Raw genomic sequence first — 22,611 nt, 5'->3', positions numbered from 1 at the left:
CGGCAGCGAACCCCCCCCCGCCCCAAATTCTTTATATGTATATTAAATTTAGGTTGTAAGATTTTATTTCCCTACAAGCCCGGCACGAATCGGAGCTAATAAATCTGTCAGCCCATTTAATTTTATTTCATAAATGGTAGAAAGCTGCATTCCCAATTTCCCTTTCGGCATTCCTTGCCGCTGAAACCATTCAAGATAGCTTATTGGCAAATCTGCCAATATGGTTCCCTGGTATTTACCAAACGGCATTTTTACCTCACAAATTTCTTTTACTATTTCGGGGTTTATTCCGTACTCCATTTTATACAATTAAATTAATTTTTTCTTCCAGCTCATCATCTTTATCCGGAAGCTTCAGGTCCGGTGTATCATCATCCGAAAATTCGTTTCGGTATACCTGAATCAGCAGCAATGTTAAAGATATCAGAATAGGTCCGAAAACCAATCCCATGAAACCAAAGAGGTTCATCCCCATAATAATGCCAAAAACCGTATTTAACGGGTGAATATCCTCCAGTCTTTTTAATAATGTGAAACGTAAAACGTTATCTGTTAATCCAACGACAATCATACAATAAGCCGCCAATCCAAGCCCGGCTCCGGTATCTCCTTCTGCAATCATATAAATACAAATGGGAACATAGATAATGGCGGCTCCCACAACGGGAATCATAGAAGCGGCAGCCGTTAAAGCAAATAACAATACAGGGCTTGGTGCTCCAAAAATAAAATAACCTACCATAGCAACAATTCCCTGCCCCAGAGCTACTACGGGAATACCAATTGCATTCGCCATAATAAGCTTTCTCATTTTTTCGCCTATCAAAGATACATTTGATCTTTTCAGCGGTGCGGAAGATGAAAGAATTCTTTCAAAAAACCTTGGCCTTTCCAGCATGAAATAAAGGATAAAATACATAGACATCACCACAGTTAATGTATTCACCGTACCACTCAATGCTTTAGTAGAAAATTGTCCGACACTATTTCGAAGTTTAGCCATATTTTCTTTACTTAAAATATCAAACCCAACTTTAGAATAAATATAGGTATGAATTTTTTCAAGAAACACATTGAACTTATCCATATAAGCCTGGGCATTTCCCAGTTTTTCAATCAAAAGATCTGCAATAAAATAAACCGGAAGAATAAGAACGACAAGGCTTGCAAACATTAAAGCCAGTGCAGAAGCCCAGGGTTTCCATTTTTTCTCTTCCTGAAGATAAAAGTTATACTTTCGGCACACCACATAAATCGTAATGGCTCCTAAAACAGAAGGAATAAAAAGTGCGAGGTTAAAACAGATCAGCCCGGTAAGAACCAGAATGATGGCAAGCAGTGCGACCTGTTTTATTTTTATACTGCTTATTTGGTCGTGTTTATTCATTATTTATTCAATAGTATTTGTCTTGGTTTCCCAAAGTAAGCACAGTATGCAGAATACATTACTGCAAGGATAAACGGAGCCGTAACAATAATTCCAATACAGCATAACACAAATCCCGCTGCACTGATGAGAAGCCCCAAAAGTGATGTACCTAAAAATGTACCATAATTTTCTTTAGCAATATTGTACGTTTTGTTAATCGCATCCATCGCTGTTGCATTTTCAAACAAAAGGACAGGATAGCCCAATAAAAAAAGAGGAAAAACAAAGAAAAAAGGAAGACCACACAACGCTATGGAAATCCCTAAAATAATATTGACAATTAAACTGTAAATAAGAATATTGCTGAGATTCTGTCTGTATCCGATAAAAAGATCAGAAAAATCAATAGCTATTTTAGTATTGTATTTGTTGGCTATATAAATGAGACCTATATATAGCGGAGACAAAAAAACGTTCAAAATAAAAGACAGTAAATAATAAAAAGAGGCTCCCGGCCCGTTCCAGTATTCATAATTATAAAAATCACCGCCTTCAAAATCATCGAAGCTTCTGAAGTCCCTGAAGCCTCCCCACGAATTGTAGCCTGTAACCGACTGTACAATAACATCTGCGAGTACACAAATAATCATTACTACAATCGCATAAAGAAAAATTCCTTTATACATTTCGAATGCATGAGAAATTATAGAGCCTGTATTTCTTTCCGGAACCGAGCCCTGCTGATCAAATTCATTAAATTCTGACATGGTGTTTATGTTTTAATGTTGTTTCTACCAAATTTAATTTTTTTTGACAGAAAATGCATTAAAAACTACGGAAATTAATTTTTCTCCGAAAAAATGACTTTATAAAGCGAATAGATCATGGCATTCCAGAAAGGAAATGTAAACAAACCTCCAATAATTAATATGAACCCGATGTATTTAAAGAGCACTGCTACAATCATACATACGATTATTTCAACGAAAAATATTTTAAAAACCTGAAAATGCAATGCAATAGATTGAAAAATAGATTTGTTCATAAAAAACATCATCGGTGCAACGAACATCGTAATACCCACCCAGACTATCCCAAGGATAATGGTCTGCGCACTATATGCGAAAATAAAATACCAGAAAATATAATACCCGATATATTTAAAAAAATTAAATCCGTTATATCCTACAAAAAGATCGCCCACTCCAACCTGTTCTCCAAGATCCATCTTTCTGTAAATTTGGTAAAACCCTAGGTTTAAAGGATAAAGAAATATATGCGTCCCAGTCATCCACAAGGAAAAATTCTGGAAATTTTCCGTTAATAAAAGCTTCCGCAGCTGTTCCGTGTACACCTGAACACCATCTTTCGCATATTTTGCGACTTCTACATAACCATTCAAAATATCATACTTGGCATCGCAGAAAAAGAATACCGTCATCAGAATTCCAAAATACATAATTGAAAACATCAGCTGAAAGACCAATGTTTTATTCCAGTAGAAAAATGCCTGCTTCAGTATAAAATCAAGTCCCGGCTTCTGAGGATATTTATTTTCCATGTAAAAAATTTTGTGCAAAAGTAAACATCAATAATTACTTTTGCGGAATGTTTTCAGTGAATCATCAAAAATTTATGGAAATGGACGAACTTTCACTCCGGAAAGTTCCCTATTTTTTTATAGTGGATTTCTTCGCACAAAATGTTGAAATATTTAAAGAAGATGAAATTAAAAAATCAGGTTTATTAATTGGTTTTCAAAACTTTTCAAGCGTAAAAAAGCAACATGCCCTATCTAAAAACATAGAATGGAAATCATTTCCCGAAACCTTGGAAAGTTTCAAAACCGGTTTTGATTACGTACAGAAAAATATTCGCTTCGGAAATTCTTACCTGGTCAATTATACCCGGAAAACCAAAATTAAGACCAATTTAACCCTCGAAGAAATTTTTTATCATTCTTCTGCCAAATACAAAGTTTTTTATAAAGATTTTTTTGTATTTTTTTCTCCTGAAACTTTCATAAAGATTATTGACGGAAAAATTTTCACTTATCCTATGAAAGGCACCATTGATGCTTCGGTGGAAAATGCTGCGGAGGTTTTAAGAAATGACATTAAGGAAAAAGCGGAACACTATACGGTCGTGGATCTTCTGCGGAATGATCTCAGTATGGTTGCTGATAATGTAAAGGTGGACAAATTCCAGTACATTGATTTCATTAAAACAAAGCAGAAGGATCTCTATGCCATGAGCTCGGAAATATCAGGAATTATAAAGCCTGAATTTAAAGGAAAACTTGGCAGCATTATGAAAAAACTGCTTCCGGCAGGTTCTATTTTAGGAGCTCCTAAGCCTAAAACTTTAGAAATCATTCTGGATGCGGAAGGATACAACAGAGGATATTACACCGGAGTCTGCGGCTGGTTCGACGGTAATAATCTTGATAGCTGCGTGATGATCCGCTTTATTGAAAAAGAAGGCGGCCAGTTGTATTTCAAGAGCGGCGGCGGAATTACGCATTTGAGTAAGCTCGAAGACGAGTACGAAGAAATGAAAAACAAAATTTATGTACCAATTCATTGAAAGTATAAAGGTTGAAGATCAGGAAATCTTCTTACTGGAATTGCACCAAAAACGTGTAGATGCAACTTTTGCCCATTTTGGGAAAGAAGGAACAATTGATCTGGCTAAAATTTATAAACATCTGGAACATGATGAGGATGGCCTTTTTAAATTTAGAATTGTGTATGATCTGGATAAAAAAATACGAACCCAGATGATTCCATACGCCATCCCGGAAATTGAAAGCTTTCAGCTGGTGGAAAACAACAGCTTTGATTATTCTTTTAAGTTTGAAGACCGAAAGGATTTTGAAAAAATGAAAATGAAAGCGAAGGCTGAAGAAATCATCATTGTTAAAAATAATCATATTACAGACGCCTCTTATGCAAACCTCCTTTTTTTAAAGGGAAAAGATTGGTTTACACCCAATTCCTGTCTTCTAAACGGAGTACAAAGACAGCATCTTTTAAGAAAAAAACAAATAAAAGAAACAGAAATTACCCTTCAGAATATCAAAGAATTCTCTCATTTCCAAATGATTAATGCCCTGAACGATTTCGATGAAAATTTTATTTATCCCATCGACAGGATCATCAATTTACCTGGAAATGAAGAATATGAAGATCTTTAATTTTCTTTTAAAAAATTAAAATACGCTTTCTGTATATCTGCATTATTTTTGCCGTGGGTATTGACTTCCAATATTTTAGGCTGACTATCCGGTTTAAAGAAGTTTTCAAGAACCCGGTCTAAAGTAACATCATCATCCACTTTTGTATAAGAGAATCCGAAATGCTTCGCTAAAAATTCTGCGTTTTTATGGTGTTTGGTGGCAATAAACTCATCCAGCGTATTCGGATTGGCATTTCCCGGACCTGGAATGATTTTGAAAATATTTCCTTCCCCGTTATTAAAAATCATAATTCTTACAAACGGTGGAATGTATTGGTTCCATAGTCCGTTGATATCATAAAAGAAACTGAGATCACCCGTAATTAACAAAGTAGGGTTTGCATTTTTTATGGCAAATCCCATTGCTGTAGATGTTGATCCGTCGATTCCGCTTGTGCCTCTGTTGCAGTAAATTTTCCTTTTCCCATAATCAAAAAGCTGTGCATAGCGTATCGCCGAGCTGTTGCTGAAGTGCACGTTATAATTTTCAGGAATCATTTGCGAAGTTTTATGGAAAAAATAAAAATCGGAAAAATCTACCGTATTCAGAAACTTTTCATGCTTTGCATCCTTTTTATCCCGCAGGACATCCCAGAGATTAAAATACGGACTTGGCTCCAGATTGATAAATTTCAGCAGTTTGGAGAAAAAAACTTCGGGTTTTACTTCCACCTTTTCCGTCAAAGCAAAATACGTATCCGGCTGCCACACTTCATCAAGATGCCAGTGCTGTTTTGGGTGCGCTTTTCTTAAGAACTGCTTTACTTTTTTTGAAACAACGTTCTGTCCTACCGTAATCAGTAAATCAGGGGCATAGGTTTTAAAATCTTCTTCCGTAAAATTAAAAACATAGCGATCAATATGTCTGAAAAATTTTTCATGATGTAAATTTGAATTCGCTTCGCTGAGTACCACAACAGAATGGTTTTTAACCAACTGGGTAAGCTGATTCTCAAGCTCCGGACTGTAATCTCTTGTTCCGACCAGAATCATGATTCTCTGGGAAGTATTCCATTCCGCAACTAAAGTAGACGGTATTTCATATTCTTTCTGCCTGATTGTTTTTTCTACCGTAGGAAAGGTCGGCAATTCCGAAACCAGTTCATAGAGAGGTTCTTCCAGAGGAATATTGATATGAACGGGACCCTGTTTTTCAATACAGAGTTCTATGGCTTTTTTTATGGTGTCAAAATTGAGGTCTTCCGCATTTTCTTTACTGTCTTCCAGCAATTGGAAATCTCCGTAAGAATGCTGATGAAAAAGGTTATTCTGCCTGATTGTTTGTCCGTCAAAAATATCCACATAATCCATTGGCCTGTCGGCTGTTAATACTAAAAGCGGAATATTGGAATAAAATGCTTCTGTAACGGCAGGATAATAATTGGCTGCTGCAGAACCGCTGGTACAGGTAACGGCTACCGGTTTTTTTTCACTCATCGCCATTCCAAGTCCTACAAAAGCCGCACTTCTTTCATCTACGATACTGTAACAGTTGAAGCTGTCTGTTTCGGAAAAATGGATTGCCAAAGGGGCGTTTCTGGATCCCGGGGAAATGATAATATCTGAAATTCCGTACTGCTGAAGAAGATGTGCCAATATCTGAATACTTCTTTTGGAAGAATATTTTTTCATAGCACAAATTTAATTGATAAATAATTAACTGTAAAAAGATTTTCATTTTAAATCTGTAATTTAGCCATTCGTTAAATTTCTAAAAATGGATAAAATACCTAGTGTAGACCTGCGTGATTTCCTTTCGGGTGACCCGGAACGCAAACAGAAATTTGTAAATGAAATCGGAAAAGCTTATGAAGAAATTGGTTTTGTTGCCTTAAAAGGCCATTTTCTTGATGACAAATTGGTAGATGAATTGTATGAGGAGGTGAAAAACTTTTTTGCCCTGCCCACGGAAACGAAACAAAAGTATGAGATTCCGGGAATTGGCGGACAGAGAGGTTATGTAGGATTCGGTAAAGAGACTGCAAAAGGATTCAAAAAAGGAGACCTGAAAGAGTTTTGGCATTTCGGGCAGTATGTGTCTGAAGATTCCCGATACAAAGACGAGTATCCTGATAATGTAATGGTTGAAGAACTTCCAAAATTCAACGAAGTAGGCAAAGAAGCTTACCAGATGCTGGAAAAGACAGGACAGTATGTTCTGAGAGCCTTAGCTTTGTATCTTAATCTTGATGAGTTTTATTTTGATGATAAAATTGCAGAAGGAAATTCTATTTTAAGACCGATCCATTATCCCCCGATTACGCAGGAGCCGGACGACGCGGTAAGAGCGGCTGCTCACGGAGATATTAACCTTATCACTCTGTTAATGGGATCTCAGGGAAAAGGACTTCAGGTTCAGAACCATAAAGGAGAATGGATCGATGCTATTGCAGAGCCGGACGAACTGATGATTAACGTAGGAGATATGTTGTCCAGACATACCAATAACAAGCTGAAATCAACCATTCACAGGGTAGTAAATCCACCGAGAGAGTTGTGGGGAACTTCAAGGTATTCCATTCCATTCTTTATGCATCCTGTAAGTTCGATGTCATTAAATGCACTAGAAAACTGTATTGATGAAGATCATCCGAAATTGTACGATGATACTACCGCAGGAGAATTTCTCCATGAACGACTGATAGAATTAGGACTTATCAAAAAATAATTAACAACCGGGCAATTTGTCCGGTTTTTTATTCACTAATTCTAAAATAAAAAAAAAATTCCTTCACATAAAAATAATATACCACAATTGTTTGACTTATTTATTTTTTATCTATCTTTACAGAAGTATCAAATTTTTAACTAAAACAATATGAAAAATTTAAAAAAACTAAGCAAGGGCCAATTAAAAAGTATTTCAGGAGCTGGAATTATTCTTCCTGAACCTGAATTTTGTATGTACGTTTGCGGAAATGTAGTGATCTGTGCAACGTGCAGTAAAGATTTCAAATGTCCGGTAGACGATACCATGTAATAATTCAGAAATATTTTTTCATAAAAGAAAGCCGTTCCTTTGGGGACGGTTTTTCATTAATCAAACAGCCTTAGCTGCTGATCTTTGGAGCCGGTAAAGTTTTTGGTGGTAAGCTTAGGAAATTCTTTTCCATAAAAAAATTTTTTTCTTCCGATTTTAAAAGTATTGTGAATCATTTCGGCAATATTTCCTTCTCCTTTCTGGCGGTCAAAAAACTTTTTTTCACCAAGCTTACCTCCGCGCATGGAACGGATCAAATTTAATACTTTCTGTGCCCGGTCGGGGAAAGCATTTTCAATCCAGTTTACGAAAACGGGTTCTACCGTATCGTTCAGCCTTACCAAAGTGTAGCCAAAGCTTTGAGCTCCTGCATCCGAAATAGCTTTTAAAATAGCTAAAGGCTCATCACTATTCAGCCCCGGAATAATGGGAGCCACCATTACATTAACCGGAATATTATTTTCCGAAAGAATTTCTATCGCTTTTAATTTATTTTTTGCAGAACTTGTGCGCGGTTCCATTTTTCTTCGCAACTCTTCATTGATGGTAGGAATGCTCAAAGAAACGGAAACAATATTCTGTTCAGCCATCGGCTTTAATAGATCAAGATCCCGAAGAACCAAAGCATTTTTCGTAAGAATATTCACCGGATGCCTGTAATCAAGGCAAACCTGCAGCAACTTCCTTGTAATCTCGAATTGCCGCTCTGCCGGCTGATAGCAGTCGGTGTTTCCGGAAAGCAGAATCGGTTCAGGTTGATATCCTCTTTTCTGAAAAAATTTTTCCAACAATTCCGGGGCATTTTTCTTCACCATAATTTTTCTCTCGAAATCGATTCCGGCACTGTATCCCCAATATTCATGCGTAGGTCTTGCAAAACAGTATGAACAGCCGTGCTCGCAGCCCTGATACGGATTCATGGAATATTCCATGGGAAGATCTTCACTTTTAACCTGATTTACAATGGTTTTCGGAAAAACTTCAGTAAAAGATGTTTTTACGGTTTCATAATCTTCATCCTCCGGCTCATACGTATACCGGTCGAAACGATTGGTTACATTTCGCTGGGCTCCCTGTCCTTTTTTGATATTTTCATTCTGCATGACCTTGTAAAGTTAGACTGGAAATTTTGGAAAATAATCAATTTTAACATGAAAGTTTTCCACAAAAAATCCGGCAGCCTGTTGGTGCCGGATCACAAAAATTGGATATATCGTGTTTTATTATTTTAATGCATAAAATTCGATACCGTGATAATCTTCTTCCACATTCCTCTTATCAAAATGCCTGTGGTAATCCGAATAAGAATCGCTGTACCTTTTATCTTTTCTGTGTAATATTTTTTTAATTCCGATGATACTTAATACTGCCAGAAGACCAACTCCTCCTGCCAGTAAAACGCCAACTTCCTTTTTCATATTTCGCTTGATTTATTAAAGTGACTATTGCAAAAAGCATACCCAATATAAAACAAGAAATATAAATTTTTGTTAATAAGATATATGTTTTTATTAAATACCACAAGGCATTGATTGGTTTAATTATTGCATCTTAAAAGAAAAATAATATTATGGAAGGCACAGGAAATATTGACAAAATGACCACACTGAGTCAGGTTATGACAAGACTTACCCAAAGAGGTATTCACAGAGAATTCAGGATGAATGAAGCCCGTGAAATGAAACTGGAAAATTCTGAGAAAACATATCAGCCCAATGAACTTACCATTATAAAAACCTACCGTTTCGAAGGTCCCAGCAGCCCAGATGACAATGCTGTTTTATATGTTGTGAAAGACTTAGACGGAAATTTGGGGATGATGATAGATTCTTACGGCGCTGGAAGCAATTACCCGAAAGAGTTTGACGATTTTCTCCGCGAAGTACCGATCCTTGAAAGCGACGAGTTTGATTTTGATTAATATAAAAAAGTCCGGAACTATTCAGTTTCGGATTTTTCTTTTTTCTTAAATACTCCTTTTAAGAACCCTTTCTTTTCAGAATCTTCTTCCTTTGGTTTTTCAGCATCGGGCTTCTTCTTCGTGGCCTGACCAATTTGTCTTGCTGATGTTTTTATCTCTTTTACGTCCTGCTTTACTGCTTTCACCGTTGAAGCTGCTTTATCAGCAGTTTTCTTGGCTTTATCAATATTGATTCCTATTAATGTTTTCTTCAATCCCTGTTCAATCCCCTTCCAGAAGAGGTTGAAAAACGATTTGGTAGGATCTCTTTCTACATCTTCCACAACCACATCTTCAGGAAGCTTCCCGGAATCGGTTTTAACCAGAAGATTGGCAACCGCCGTAAGAAAACCCTTTTTTTCCCGATTGTCTTTATCCAGGATGGCTACTTTGAGATCTTTATGTTTAAGGTTAAATTTCCCATTCAGTCCTTTGGGATTTCCCCTGAAATTAAAAAGCATTTCCTGAATGGTTCCGGTAGCCGTTACATGAAGGTAAGGCCGTATAAACGGATTAATTCCCGTCGCCGGAAGATTGGTTGTCCTTCCTGAAATCGCAAAACGATCTCCCTGGTCTGCAACATCAAAATTCCAGTTTACCGAAAGCGGAGCGAGATTCATGAAAGAGCAATTAATCTTGATATCAACTCTTGTTGGATTTCCTTTTATTTTGCCAGAATTTAAGTTTTTAACGTTCATGTTAAAATTACTGAAGATTAGTTTTCCGGGGCCTGCACTTTCCGGCGTATCTTCCTCGTAAACCAGTTTTGAATCTTTAAGGTTCAGAGCGTTAACAACCATCGGGATTTTGATAGATCTCAACATTCTTGAGTACAGAGGTTTCTCCTTTGGATCATCTTCCGGAATTTTACTCCTGAAAATAACAGCATCTGCATTACGGATTGTAACATTGGAAGCACGTATTAATTTCTGATCAGAAAACAAATCCCAGGTTCCGTTGGCCGTAATCTGGCTGGCCGTGATATCATACAGATCGCTTTCCACCGGAATCATTTTGATAAACTGCGCTCTTGAAACCAGAGGTTTCATTGCGAATGAGCTTACATTTATCGTATTCTGGTCAAGCTTTAAAGTTCCGGCGGTCATGGTATAGAACTTTGTTTTATATCCGAAATTTTTAGTTGAAATTGCGTATTTATTTATTTTTGCTTCAATTCCGGAGTTATCTTTTTTTGTAACCAACCGAATATCATTTACTGTAGCATTCAGATCCTGAAAACTCAATGGCTGATTATTTTTAGAATAAGTGATATCAGAATTCTGTAAAGCAACTTTTCTGATGATGATCGGAAACTGAATTCTGCTGAAATCCGGTTTTTTTCGACTCACAGGTTTATTTGTTCCGGCAATGATTTTTCCTTTAACACGGTTCAAAAGAATTTCATTGATATCAAGATTCATTTTTTTATCCGTAAAATCCCATTTATTAATTGTAAAGCGGATGTAGTCTGTCGTTAAATTCATTGAAGCTTTTCCCGAAGCTATTCCATTAGGCAAAATAGAAATATTTTTTATTTCTCCTTTTTTTGGATTCAGAACTACACTGCCGAATGTAAAATCCTGATGATTGGAAAACAAAACATCTTTCCCGGAAACCTGAAAATTCTTATAACCAACAGGAATTAGCTCTTCTCTCGTTTCTTTATCAAATCTCAGCTGATTGACATCAATATTAAGGTTTTTAGCATATAAAAGCTTATTCCCGTTGGGTTTCATGACCTGCACAGTAGCATTGCTCATTTTTATATTTTCCAGGCTTAGTTCGAAATCGGAAGGTTTTTTAGCCTTAACAGGAATAACATCTGTGGTATACATCAAAAGATTAGGCTCGTAGAAACTTGCATTAGCAAGAGACAGCTTATCCTTTTTCAGAATAAGATCTTTAAATTCCATTTTTTTAATAGCAAACTGAAAAAGCTTATTTTTTTTAGGATAATATTTTTTGAACTGTTCAAAATCCAAAACAGGAACCAGCTGAAAGTTATTAACCGTCATTTGTCCGTTAGCTGTGTTTATAGCATCTATCTTAAGGGCATATACATCATCGGGGCGAACGAAGAAATTCTTTCCTTTAATATCATACGTATCAAAAACAACCGGAAGCCTGTTTTCCACCGATTCTTCCGTAAGCTGGAGATTTTCAACATACAGATCAAGATCCTGAACCGAAAGAAATTTTTGTTTAGTATGTTTAAAAATACTGATATTTCCATCATTAATCCTGATATTTTCAAACTTTACGGGATTCCTTTTTTTCCCGGTTTTATCATCAACCGGCTTGGCGAGGATCACATTCAGATTTGGTTTTGAAAGTAAAAGATCCGATGAGCTGATTTGTTTATTGAAAAGCGCATCATAAATCCCGAAACGGCTTATTTTCAGGGTGTCGATTGTACCCTGAAGCCCGATAACATTGATGTTTTTAGGATTTTTGTTATTAACGGATATTTCTGCCGCAAGAATATTCCCCGAAAGCAGATCTACTTCCAGGCTTTTGTAGGAAACGTTGTAATCGGTATTATTCTTAATATAATCGGGAAGCTGGGTCTTAAGCCAGATGTTAATCCCGAAGTTCGCCAATAAAACAATCACCAACAAAACTCCCAGACCAACCAGTAGCTTTTTTACCCACTTTTTCATATTGCAATTTTGCTTATTTCGTGTAAAGATCAGTTCCTGACATGAAGCTCAATAAAATATCCTTCATGCCCCCTGACATTAATAAACTCTCCTCCGTCGAAGCCCAGATACTGTCCTTTGATGCCTGTAAGCTTTCCGGTAAACTCCGGTCTTTTATCAAGGGTAAAAGATGTTACTTTTTCAGGCTTTTCGAAAGGATAATCAAATCTCCAGAGCGTTTCGCCTTCACTGTAAAATTTCTGGAAATCATCAGGAAAATATTCTTTTATTTTCTGCTGGAAATCCGCCAGGTCAACATCATCTTCCAGATCGTCCTGGAGCATTTTCTTCCAGCTGGTTTTATCAGGAACGTGCTGTTTAAGAGCAACTTCAATCATCCCAGCTTCATACCGGTTTTCGGTTCTCGCAATAGGCAGTGCAAAAGTCGCGCCCTGATCGATCCATCTCGTAGGAATCTGTGTATTTCTTGTAACTCCCACTTTTACTTCTCCCGTGTAAGCCAGATACACTGTATGAGGCTGAAGCTGAATTCCTTTTTCTATCTCCAAATCCCGTTCCGCAATTCCAAGATGAGCGGTAGAAAGTTCGGGACGAATGATGGTATCACTGGCATAAGGACTTTCAAAAAAACAGTTTTTGCAGAACCCCATTCTGTAGATCGGTTTATTTTCCTGGCAATTCACACACTGAAAACCCGTATGTTTTATCGTTATTTCTTTCCCGAAAAGTTCATTCATATGGATAAGATCCCCGGAAAGATTTAGGTAATATTGAATAGGTTCATCGTTGAAGCTCGTCATTTTTAAAATTTGTCCCTGAAACTGCATATTTATGTATATAACTTGATAAAGTAAAAGTAATGATTATATTTTCAAAAAATAAATTTATATTTTTGCTGGAATAAAAAGTCACAAATGGTCTATCTCGTAACGGGCGGAAGCGGATTCATTGGTTCTCATCTGGTAGAACAATTATTAAAAAAGGGACATTCTGTCATAAATATTGACAATTTTGATGATTTCTACAATTATCAGATAAAAATTAAAAATACTTTAGACTCAATACAGAATTTTTCGGATTTTGATTTTGTGGAAAAACAGGAGGATATTACCAAACTGGTTTCCATGACAAATTCAGATCGCTATACTTTACATTACCAGGATATTCGTGATAAAGACGGACTTGAAAAGATCTTCCGGGAACACTCTATCGACATGGTAATTCATCTTGCAGCTCTGGCTGGAGTTCGTCCCTCCATTGAAAGACCTTTGGAATACGAAGAGGTGAATATCCGCGGAACCATGAACCTTTGGGAACTGTGTAAAGAATTTAATATTACTAAAGTTATTGCCGCCTCCTCATCAAGCGTTTACGGAAACAATGAAAAAATCCCTTTCTCCGAAACAGATAATGTTGATCAACCTATTTCTCCCTATGCAGCCACCAAAAAATGTGGTGAAATTTTAGGTCATGTTTACCATGATTTATATAAAATCGATATGATCCAGCTGCGGTTTTTTACGGTTTACGGACCAAGACAAAGACCGGATCTTGCCATTCATAAATTCACAAAATTAATTTCAGAAGACCAGGAAATCCCTTTCTATGGTGACGGTACAACAGCAAGAGATTATACTTTCATTGATGATATTATTGACGGAGTACTAAAATCAGTTCAATATTTGGAAACTCATTCCGGAGTCTACGAGATTATTAATCTTGGAGAAAGTGAAGTGATAACGCTTAATGAAATGCTGTCAACTATAGAACAAACGTTAGGAAAATCTGCCATCCGGAAAAATCTGCCAATGCAGCCCGGAGATGTTGTCAAAACCAATGCTGATATTACAAAAGCTATGACATTAATCGGTTATAAACCTGACACAAACTTCCAAAATGGCATAAAAATTTTTATGGAATGGTTTTTGAGAAAATCACAGCAAACAGGCTGACATCACGCCTGAACAAAGGTTTGTGATTCAGAATGAACAAAAATTAATAAAAAGAATTGAAAATCAGGTGTAAAAAAGCATATAATATAAGCTATTTTTATACTTTTGCAAAAAATTAGAAAATTATGTACTGGACATTAGAATTAGCTTCATATTTAAGTGACGCACCTTGGCCAATGACAAAAGCAGAGCTTATTGATTATGCAATCAGAACTGGTGCACCTATGGAAGTAGTAGAAAACCTTCAGGCAATTGAAGATGAAGGAGAGATTTACGAATCTATTGAAGAAGTTTGGAGTGACTATCCTACCGATGAAGACTTCCTTTGGAACGAAGACGAATATTAAATTAAAAGCAATCAGGCTTTAGGCATCGCTTAGAGCTTTTTTGCCCTTTTTTACATATCAATTTACACGAAAAGCGTGTTATTAAAAACGCTTAAAGCATCTCGTTTTAAGCATAAAGCAAAAATTTATGAGTTTTTTAAACAAAGTTCTTAAAGGGTTTTTGGGAGACAAGAAAGCGCAGGACCTAAAAGAAGTAAAAAAAGTTGTAACAAAAATCAAAGCTGTTGAGCCTACTATCCAACAGCTGTCTGACGATGGTTTGAGAGAAAAAACTGCTGAATTCAAAGAAAATATTAAATCAGCAACCAGTAAAATCTCAGCTCAGATAGAACAGATACAAGAGCAGATAAAAAATTCGAAAAACGTTGACGAAAAAGAAGCGCTTTTTTCAAAAATTGAAGCTCTGAAAAAGGAATCATACGACATTGAGGAGAAAGTCCTCGGTCAAATCCTTCCCGAAGCTTTTGCCTTGGTAAAAGAAACGGCAAGAAGATGGGCACAAAATGGAGAAATCCGTGTAAAAGCTACCGAATGGGACAGACAATTGGCTGCTGCGGGAAAAGACTTCCTTGAAATACAGGGAGACGAAGCCGTTTGGAAAAACTCTTGGAACGCCGCCGGAACACCAGTAAACTGGGATATGGTACATTACGATGTACAGTTCATTGGTGGGGTTATTCTTCACAGCGGTAAAATTGCCGAAATGGCAACCGGAGAAGGTAAAACATTGGTAGGCACACTTCCTATTTTCTTAAATGCACTGCCGGGAAGAGGCGTTCACGTTGTAACGGTAAACGACTATCTTGCGAAAAGAGACTCCGCATGGATGGGACCATTGTACCAGTTCCACGGAATGTCTATCGACTGTATTGATAATCACCAGCCAAATTCAGACGGAAGAAGAAAAGCATACAATTCAGATATTACGTACGGAACCAATAACGAATTCGGGTTCGATTATCTGAGAGACAACATGGTAACTTCCCCTTCAGAGCTTGTGCAGAGAGAACTCAATTTCGCCATTGTTGATGAGGTTGATTCCGTATTGGTGGATGATGCAAGAACACCGTTAATTATTTCCGGTCCCGTTCCACAAGGAGACAGACAGGAATTTGATGTTCTGAAACCTTCTATCGACAGAATTGTAGAAGTTCAGAAAAAAACCGTTTCTGCTATTTTTAATGAAGCGAAAAAATTAATCGCAGCAGGAAACACCAAAGAAGGAGGATTTAAATTGCTTCAGGCCTACAGAGGTCTTCCTAAAAACAGACAATTAATTAAATTTTTATCGGAAAGCGGAAACCGCGCATTGCTTCAGAAAACAGAAGCGCAATATATGCAGGACAATAACCGCGATATGCCGATTGTAGATAAAGATCTTTACTTCGTAATCGAAGAGAAAAACAACCAAGTTGATCTTACCGACAAAGGGGTAGAGTACATGTCGCAGGGTAACTCTGATCCTAACTTCTTCGTTCTTCCGGATATCGGAACCGAAATTGCCGAACTGGAAGCTAAAAACCTTTCAAAAGAAGAAGAGTTTGAAGCTAAAGAAAAACTGTTCTCCGAATTTGCCGAAAAGTCTGAAAGAGTTCACACCATGAGCCAGTTGCTCAAAGCCTACACTTTATTTGAAAAGGATGATGAGTATGTGGTAATTGACGGCGAAGTAAAAATCGTTGATGAGCAGACAGGCCGTATCATGGAAGGAAGACGTTATTCAGACGGACTTCACCAGGCAATTGAAGCTAAGGAAAACGTAAAAATCGAGGCTGCAACGCAAACGTTTGCTACCATTACCCTTCAGAATTACTTCCGTATGTACAACAAACTTGCAGGGATGACGGGTACTGCAGAGACGGAAGCCGGCGAGCTTTGGGAAATTTATAAACTGGATGTGGTGGTAATCCCTACCAACCGTCCTATTTTAAGACACGATAAACAGGATCTGGTTTACAAAACCAACCGTGAAAAATACAATGCCGTCATTGAAGAAATTGAAAAATTAACCGCCGCAGGAAGACCTGTTTTGGTAGGTACAACTTCCGTTGAAATTTCTCAGTTATTATCTAAAGCCCTTCAATTAAGAAAAATTCCGCATCAGGTTCTTAATGCGAAACTTCACAAGAAGGAAGCTGAAATTGTTGCGGGAGCAGGACAGCCGGGCGTTGTAACCATTGCTACCAACATGGCAGGCCGTGGTACGGATATTAAGCTGACCAAAGAAGTAAAAGAAGCAGGAGGTTTAGCCATTATCGGTACGGAAAGACACGATTCCAGACGTGTCGACAGACAGTTGAGAGGTAGAGCGGGACGTCAGGGAGATCCGGGAAGTTCACAGTTCTACGTATCTCTGGAAGATAACTTAATGCGTCTCTTCGGTTCTGAAAGAATTGCTAAAATGATGGACAGAATGGGTCATAAAGAAGGCGAAGTGATTCAGCATTCCATGATCTCAAAATCTATTGAAAGAGCGCAGAAAAAAGTAGAGGAAAACAACTTCGGAACAAGAAAAAGACTTCTTGAATATGATGACGTAATGAATAAGCAGCGTGACGTGATCTATAAGAGAAGAAAGAATGCATTATTCGGAGATCATTTGAAGTACGATATTACGAATATGATTTTTGATGTTGCCAACTCCATTGTAGCCAAAGGAAAAGCATCAGGAAACTATAAAGATTTCGAATACGAGATCATTAAAACATTCACGATGGAATCTCCGGTTTCTGAAAACGATTTTAAGAGTAAGAGCATTCAGGATTTAACCAATATCTTGTTTAAAGCGGCACAGGAAGATTATCAGATGAAGCTTAACCTGCTGAAAGAAAAATCTTTCCCGATTATTGAAAATGTGTATCAAAATCAGGGAGCAATGTTTAAGATGATCCAGGTTCCTTTCACAGACGGCCATAAAACGATGACCATCGTTACCGATCTTAAAGAAGCTTATGAAACACAGTGTGACAGCTTAATCAATGATTTCGAAAAGAACATTACTCTATCGATCATTGATGAAAACTGGAAGCTTCACCTTCGTGAGATGGACGATTTAAGAAGATCTTCACAAGGTGCCGTTTATGAGCAGAAAGATCCGCTGGTAATCTACAAACAGGAATCTTTCCATTTGTTCAGCGAAATGATCGACAAATTAAACAAAGAAATTATTTCATTCTTATATAAAGGAGAAATTCCGGCATAAGAAATAACAATTTAAAATATAGAAAGCCGCTTCAGCATGTCTGAAGCGGCTTTTTGTATGCTTCATATTAATATTATGATAAATATCAATTCAATTATTTATTTAGAATAATTAAAAACAATATATTTGCAGAAAAATTTAAGGTTTCATGAAAAATGTACTGATCTGCGCATCTATGCTAGGTTCTATGCTAACTTTTGCACAGAAGAACGATACGATTAAATCGGATAATATTGATGAAGTAATTATCAATACTTATATTAAGAAAGATTCTGACTTTTCAAATAAAATGCCTCTTAAGGCGATTGAGGATCCGCAGGTTTTCTCATCAATCAATAAAACCATTTTAGAAAATCAGGTAATTTTTACAATTGACGATGCTTACAGAAACGTAACGGGTTTACAGCAAATGTGGAGTCCTACAAGCAGAGCGGGAGACGGTGGGTCTTTTGTGGTTTTGAGAGGTTTTCCTTCAAATAACTCTATGAGAAACGGACTTGTTTCACCTGTTACAACAACTATTGATGCTGTAAATATTGAAAGGTTGGAAGTACTAAAAGGTCCATCCGGAACATTATACGGAAGTAATGTTGCATCATACGGAGGTTTAATCAACAGAATAACAAAAAGGCCTTATGAAAACTTTGAGGGACAGGTAAGCCTGATGGGCGGAAGTTATAACACATATAGAGCTCAGGCAGATATAAATGCCCCCATTACAAAAGATAAAAAACTTCTTTTCAGAATCAACACTGCATATACAAGTCAGGGTACTTTTCAGAAGAAAGATGCCAAAAATTCATACTTCGCATTTACTCCTTCACTAACTTATAATTTAAATGAAAGGCTACAGTTTAATATTGAATATGAAATGTTCAATACGAGAGCGATTGGAGATCAGTTTTTCTTTTATTTAACACCGGGAGCGTTGAATGGAATTGATAACATGAAAGATCTTGAAAAAGCAGGATTGAATTATAAAGAATCTTATATTGGTGATGATTTATACACTACTGCAAGAGTAAACAATATTTTCGGCCAGGTAAACTATAAAATCAATGATAATATCCGGTCTTCAACCAATATTAATACTTCCAGTAGTTATTCTGATGGATTTGGACCCTATTTCTCAGCATCTGTAGACGCAAATAATAATGTCTTTGTGAACAGATTCGATCAGGCAACCAGAGACAGCAGAAAAAAATATCTGCAAATACAACAAAATTTCAATTTTGATTACAGTTTCGCAAACGGCATGAGAAACAGAACTGTTGTTGGTTTCGATTATCTAAAAACCAAAGATAGGTCTCGCTTCATTTATCTGGCGAACGGAGCAACATTTACTGTTCCGGCAAACGGAGGAGACTATTCAGGGTTCAACGGTACTGTTTTAGACGCACTTTACAATAATCCTGCAAATATCAGCAATTATGATGTAGACGGTGATACAAATACTTACAGCGGATATATCTCAAATGTCTTCACACCAATTTCCGGACTTAATATTGTTTTGGGGCTGCGTTATGAAAATAACGACTTCTTAGGCGGTAAAGTTTGGGTAAACGAAACCCCTGCATACAACCAGTCTGCATGGACTCCAAAAGCAGGTTTAGTTTATCAGATTATAAAAGATAAATTCTCTGTTTTTGGAAACTATCAAAACAGCTTTAAGAGCAATGGGTATTATACCACAGACCTTTCCGGAGGAATTGCCCTTTCAGATCCGGAGAGAGCGAATCAGTTTGAAGGAGGTTTCAAAGCAAATCTTATTAATGGAAAAATTAATGCTACGGTAAGTTATTATGATATTAAAGTAAAAAATATGCTTCTTGGTACAGGTCAGTTCACCGCTGCAGGTAATGCTGTACAAACACAGACAGGAGAGATTCAAAGCAAAGGAATAGAACTTGAAGTGAACGCATATTTGGTAAAAGGGTTCTCTTTAATCGGCGGTTTATCTTACAACGATACAACAGACTTAAGCACAGGTTTGAGACCGAGTACAGCCGGATCCCCATGGTTAGGAAATTTTAATGCAAGCTACCAGTTTGTTGATGGCAACCTAAAAGGTCTTGGCTTCGGAATCGGAGGGAACTTTGCCAATGTTAATAAAATCTACAATCAGGAAAATCCACTTACATCGAAGGTTGAAACATTTTCGTTACCAAAATATTTTGTCTTAAATGCCAACGCATTCTATGATGCAAAAAAATTCAGAATCGGAGTAAAAGTAGATAATTTTACCAATCAACATTATTGGATCGGCTATACTACAGGAAATCCTCAAAAACTAATCAATGCTCTTGGAACAGTTACTTATAAATTCTAAATTAAAAAATTAGAGATATTACTGAAACCTTCAGAAAGAAATAATTTATTCTAAAAAAAGTGGTCTCACCTTAAATTTTGAGTGAGACCATTTTTTATTGATTCATTTTACAGGTAAAAACCTGACGAAAATTCTTAATTGGAAGTATTCTAAATAAAAATTAAACAGTATCTTTGCGGCAATTAAGGATTATGAGGAAAAAGCATCACTTTAAAAAAAAACCAAGCGCTTTTAAAAAATGGACGGGTAAGTTACATTTATGGCTTGGATTAGGTATCGGTTTTCTGATTTTCATTATCTCAATCACGGGAGCATTGTATGTTTTTAAAGATGAAATTGAAAATTTCACCCGAAAGGATGTCATTTATCACAACGAACAAAATATTGACCAGAAACAGGTGCTTCCAATACGTGTCTTGGAAAAAGCTGTTGTAGAACAGGTAAAAGAAAAATATCCTGTTCATTGGGTAAATATTCCGATTGATAAAAAGATGTCTTACCTTTTTTACTGGTATGAACACGATCCTAAAGGCTGGAATTATTTTAACGAATTTCCCATCTATAAAGTAGCTTACGTAAATCCTTACAACGGAAAAGTGCTGAGAACCCACGATGAAAAAAACGGGTTCTTCCAGATTGTAAAAATGATTCATTGGAGTTATTTGCTAAAACAATCGTGGGGAACTTACCTGGTAGGTATTCCGGTACTTATATTTATTTTCATGCTGATCTCAGGGATCATCCTCTGGTGGCCTAAGAATAAAGCCGCAAGAAAACAGCGATTTTCTTTCAAGTGGCAGAATGTAAAAGGATGGAAAAGAAAAAATTATGATCTCCATAATGTGCTGGGCTTTTATGCTTCTATCTTTGCTTTGATTTTTTCTATAACAGGATTGTTTTATGCTTTTTTTGTGGTTCAGGCAGCCATTTACTTTATTTTCTCAGGCGGCAAAACTGCTTATCCAGACTTTTCATCAATCAAAACCAAAGCTCCGATTGAAATGAGAACAGAAGGAACTTTAGACAAAATCAGCAATACTGTAAAAGCAAAATACCCAAATTCGTATGGTTTTTCCATTGATCTTGGCCATGAGCATATAGATGATCACGAACATCCTAACTTTGAAGTCTACGTAAAACATTTATCCTATTCCTATCATAAAAGCAGCAGCCTTATTTTTGATGAAAACTCCGGAGAATTGCTTCATACGCACGACATGAAAGACAAAAATTTCGGTGAAAAAGCAGTAGGCGCCAACTATGACATCCACGTAGGATCAATTCTGGGACTGCCTACTAAAATTATCGCATTTATTGTAAGCCTTATCTGTGCCTCATTACCGGTGACCGGATTTATGATCTGGTGGGGAAGAAGAAAAAAGAAAAAGATAAAAACAACATAATATTTTTTTAAATAAAATGCTGCTTAATCGTCTAATATAATATCTTTTTTATAATTTTAGCCTTTTAGAATTATTAAGAAGAGAAATGTCATTAGTAGATTTGTCAAAACAGGTTGCGTTGGGAATTGATATCGGCGGAACGAATACAAAATTTGGAGTGGTAAACCACAGAGGCGAAGTGCTGGAAAAAGGAAATATCCGTACCGATGCCTATCCTACCGTGGAAGAATATATTGACGCTTTATACGAAGCCGTTCATCCTCTGATCGAGAGCCACGGAAAAAATAAAAATTTTGATGGAATAGGAGTAGGCGCTCCCAATGCCAATTACTATACAGGAACCATTGAACAGGCCCCAAACCTTCCCTGGAAAGGAATTATTCCTTTTGCGGAACTAATGAAAGCCAAATTCGGGCTTCCTTGTACCATAACCAACGATGCCAATGCAGCAGCTATCGGAGAAATGCTCTTCGGTGCAGCAAGGGGAATGAAGGATTTTATTATGATTACCTTGGGAACAGGGGTAGGAAGCGGAATTGTTGCCGGCGGAAAACTGATCTACGGACATGACGGGTTTGCAGGAGAACTGGGACATACCATTGTAAAACCAGGCGGAAGGAAACACTGGAGCACAGGTTCCGAAGGTAGCCTTGAAGCTTATGCATCCGCTACAGGAATTGCCATTACTGCAAAAAAAATGCGTGCAGAATTCCCGGAATCGATGCTGACTCAATATCCTGAAGAAGCCATCAATTCTAAAACCGTACACGAATGCGCATTAAAAGGAGACCCTATTTCCATAGAAGTTTTCAGGTATACCGGACAAAAACTAGGCGAAGCGTTGGCCAATTTTGTCATGTTCTCTTCTCCTGAAGCGATCCTTCTTTTCGGAGGCGTTATAAAAGCCGGTGATTTTATTTTAAAGCCTACAAAACTTCACATGGAAAGAAATTTACTTCCTATTTTCAGAAATAAAGTGAAGCTGGTATTCAGTGAGCTTGATGAAGCAGATGCTGCTATTTTGGGGGCAAGTGCTTTGGTTTGGGAAAAATAATTAGAAATAATTTAATTTAAATACTATTGAGCATCCTTTTCTGGGATGCTTTTTTTAATTCCTCTATTTGTAGATAATAGTTCTTAAACGCAAAGAATAATCATTACACCCTTTTGAT

The 22,611-nt window shown here is 36.9% G+C and carries 20 protein-coding genes; 11 read left to right on the top strand and 9 right to left on the bottom strand.

Annotated features, from left to right (window positions below; genetic code table 11):
* Positions 1-63: 63 nt before the first annotated feature.
* The 4 genes from SOP96_RS00900 to SOP96_RS00885 form a co-directional block, all read right to left on the bottom strand.
* Positions 64-288, bottom strand: coding sequence for a DUF3820 family protein (locus tag SOP96_RS00900; RefSeq protein ID WP_326319363.1), 225 nt, complete (start codon positions 286-288; stop codon positions 64-66).
* A gap of 13 nt (positions 289-301) precedes the next feature.
* Positions 302-1,387 (bottom strand): AI-2E family transporter, encoded by a 1,086-nt coding sequence (locus SOP96_RS00895; protein WP_326319361.1) that lies wholly within the window; start codon positions 1,385-1,387, stop codon positions 302-304.
* Positions 1,387-2,136 carry a beta-carotene 15,15'-monooxygenase gene (locus SOP96_RS00890; RefSeq protein WP_326319360.1) on the bottom strand — a complete coding sequence of 250 codons (750 nt, stop codon included), beginning with the start codon at positions 2,134-2,136 and terminating at the stop codon, positions 1,387-1,389. Before SOP96_RS00890 ends, SOP96_RS00895 begins: the two co-directional genes overlap by 1 nt.
* Before the next feature lie 74 nt (positions 2,137-2,210).
* Positions 2,211-2,930: a hypothetical protein gene (locus SOP96_RS00885; protein ID WP_326319359.1), complete on the bottom strand. Its 720-nt coding sequence runs from the start codon at positions 2,928-2,930 to the stop codon at positions 2,211-2,213.
* Positions 2,931-2,977: 47 nt separating this feature from the next.
* On the opposite strand from SOP96_RS00885, the gene SOP96_RS00880 reads away from it, so the two are divergent.
* Positions 2,978-3,955, top strand: coding sequence for an aminodeoxychorismate synthase component I (locus SOP96_RS00880; protein ID WP_326319358.1), 978 nt, complete (start codon positions 2,978-2,980; stop codon positions 3,953-3,955).
* The gene (locus SOP96_RS00875) at positions 3,939-4,565 is read left to right on the top strand and encodes an aminotransferase class IV (protein WP_326319357.1); all 627 of its coding nucleotides are present in this window, start codon (positions 3,939-3,941) and stop codon (positions 4,563-4,565) included. The genes SOP96_RS00880 and SOP96_RS00875 overlap by 17 nt, the downstream gene beginning before the upstream one ends.
* Here the strand turns inward: SOP96_RS00875 and menD are convergent.
* Positions 4,562-6,238, bottom strand: a complete 1,677-nt coding sequence (menD, locus tag SOP96_RS00870) for a 2-succinyl-5-enolpyruvyl-6-hydroxy-3-cyclohexene-1-carboxylic-acid synthase (RefSeq protein ID WP_326319356.1) — start codon at positions 6,236-6,238, stop codon at positions 4,562-4,564. The two genes, SOP96_RS00875 and menD, sit on opposite strands and share 4 nt — an antisense overlap.
* 85 nt (positions 6,239-6,323) lie before the next feature.
* Here menD and SOP96_RS00865 point away from each other — a divergent pair, with 85 nt between their 5' ends.
* Both SOP96_RS00865 and SOP96_RS00860 read left to right on the top strand, forming a co-directional pair.
* On the top strand, positions 6,324-7,274 hold the full coding sequence (locus SOP96_RS00865) for an isopenicillin N synthase family dioxygenase (protein ID WP_326319355.1): 951 nt from the start codon (positions 6,324-6,326) through the stop codon (positions 7,272-7,274).
* 150 nt (positions 7,275-7,424) lie between these two features.
* Positions 7,425-7,586: a bacteriocin-like protein gene (locus tag SOP96_RS00860; protein ID WP_326319354.1), complete on the top strand. Its 162-nt coding sequence runs from the start codon at positions 7,425-7,427 to the stop codon at positions 7,584-7,586.
* Positions 7,587-7,642: 56 nt separating this feature from the next.
* On the opposite strand, the gene SOP96_RS00855 is transcribed toward SOP96_RS00860, so the two are convergent.
* Both SOP96_RS00855 and SOP96_RS00850 read right to left on the bottom strand, forming a co-directional pair.
* Positions 7,643-8,689 (bottom strand): PA0069 family radical SAM protein, encoded by a 1,047-nt coding sequence (locus SOP96_RS00855; RefSeq protein WP_326319353.1) that lies wholly within the window; start codon positions 8,687-8,689, stop codon positions 7,643-7,645.
* Between the two features lie 120 nt (positions 8,690-8,809).
* A complete protein-coding gene (locus SOP96_RS00850; RefSeq protein ID WP_326319352.1) occupies positions 8,810-9,004 on the bottom strand; it encodes a hypothetical protein in 195 nt (64 codons plus the stop codon).
* A 152-nt stretch (positions 9,005-9,156) separates the two neighbouring features.
* Between SOP96_RS00850 and SOP96_RS00845 the strand changes: the two genes are divergently transcribed.
* On the top strand, positions 9,157-9,507 hold the full coding sequence (locus SOP96_RS00845) for a hypothetical protein (RefSeq protein ID WP_326319351.1): 351 nt from the start codon (positions 9,157-9,159) through the stop codon (positions 9,505-9,507).
* Positions 9,508-9,524: 17 nt separating this feature from the next.
* Here the strand turns inward: SOP96_RS00845 and SOP96_RS00840 are convergent, their stop codons facing one another.
* Both SOP96_RS00840 and SOP96_RS00835 read right to left on the bottom strand, forming a co-directional pair.
* Positions 9,525-12,206 (bottom strand): hypothetical protein, encoded by a 2,682-nt coding sequence (locus SOP96_RS00840; protein WP_326319350.1) that lies wholly within the window; start codon positions 12,204-12,206, stop codon positions 9,525-9,527.
* A 29-nt stretch (positions 12,207-12,235) separates the two neighbouring features.
* Positions 12,236-13,033: a DUF2797 domain-containing protein gene (locus tag SOP96_RS00835; protein WP_326319349.1), complete on the bottom strand. Its 798-nt coding sequence runs from the start codon at positions 13,031-13,033 to the stop codon at positions 12,236-12,238.
* An 87-nt stretch (positions 13,034-13,120) separates the two neighbouring features.
* On the opposite strand from SOP96_RS00835, the gene SOP96_RS00830 reads away from it, so the two are divergent.
* The 6 genes from SOP96_RS00830 to SOP96_RS00805 all read left to right on the top strand — a co-directional run bounded on the left by SOP96_RS00830 (position 13,121) and on the right by SOP96_RS00805 (position 22,493).
* Positions 13,121-14,158, top strand: coding sequence for a GDP-mannose 4,6-dehydratase (locus SOP96_RS00830; protein WP_326319348.1), 1,038 nt, complete (start codon positions 13,121-13,123; stop codon positions 14,156-14,158).
* 125 nt (positions 14,159-14,283) lie between these two features.
* Complete coding sequence (locus SOP96_RS00825; RefSeq protein ID WP_002662059.1) at positions 14,284-14,505, top strand: DUF2795 domain-containing protein; 222 nt, start codon at positions 14,284-14,286, stop codon at positions 14,503-14,505.
* A gap of 127 nt (positions 14,506-14,632) precedes the next feature.
* Positions 14,633-17,707 carry a preprotein translocase subunit SecA gene (gene secA / locus SOP96_RS00820; RefSeq protein WP_326319347.1) on the top strand — a complete coding sequence of 1,025 codons (3,075 nt, stop codon included), beginning with the start codon at positions 14,633-14,635 and terminating at the stop codon, positions 17,705-17,707.
* Between the two features lie 148 nt (positions 17,708-17,855).
* Positions 17,856-20,036, top strand: coding sequence for a TonB-dependent siderophore receptor (locus SOP96_RS00815; protein ID WP_326319346.1), 2,181 nt, complete (start codon positions 17,856-17,858; stop codon positions 20,034-20,036).
* 191 nt (positions 20,037-20,227) lie between these two features.
* On the top strand, positions 20,228-21,439 hold the full coding sequence (locus SOP96_RS00810) for a PepSY-associated TM helix domain-containing protein (protein ID WP_326319345.1): 1,212 nt from the start codon (positions 20,228-20,230) through the stop codon (positions 21,437-21,439).
* Between the two features lie 85 nt (positions 21,440-21,524).
* Complete coding sequence (locus SOP96_RS00805; protein ID WP_283420814.1) at positions 21,525-22,493, top strand: ROK family protein; 969 nt, start codon at positions 21,525-21,527, stop codon at positions 22,491-22,493.
* Positions 22,494-22,611 lie beyond the last annotated feature (118 nt).

The sequence above is a fragment of the Chryseobacterium salviniae genome (assembly GCF_035819015.1).
GTDB lineage: Bacteria > Bacteroidota > Bacteroidia > Flavobacteriales > Weeksellaceae > Chryseobacterium > Chryseobacterium salviniae.
Note: the sequence above shows the minus strand (reverse complement) of the source record. Positions and strands in the feature narration are given on the sequence as shown.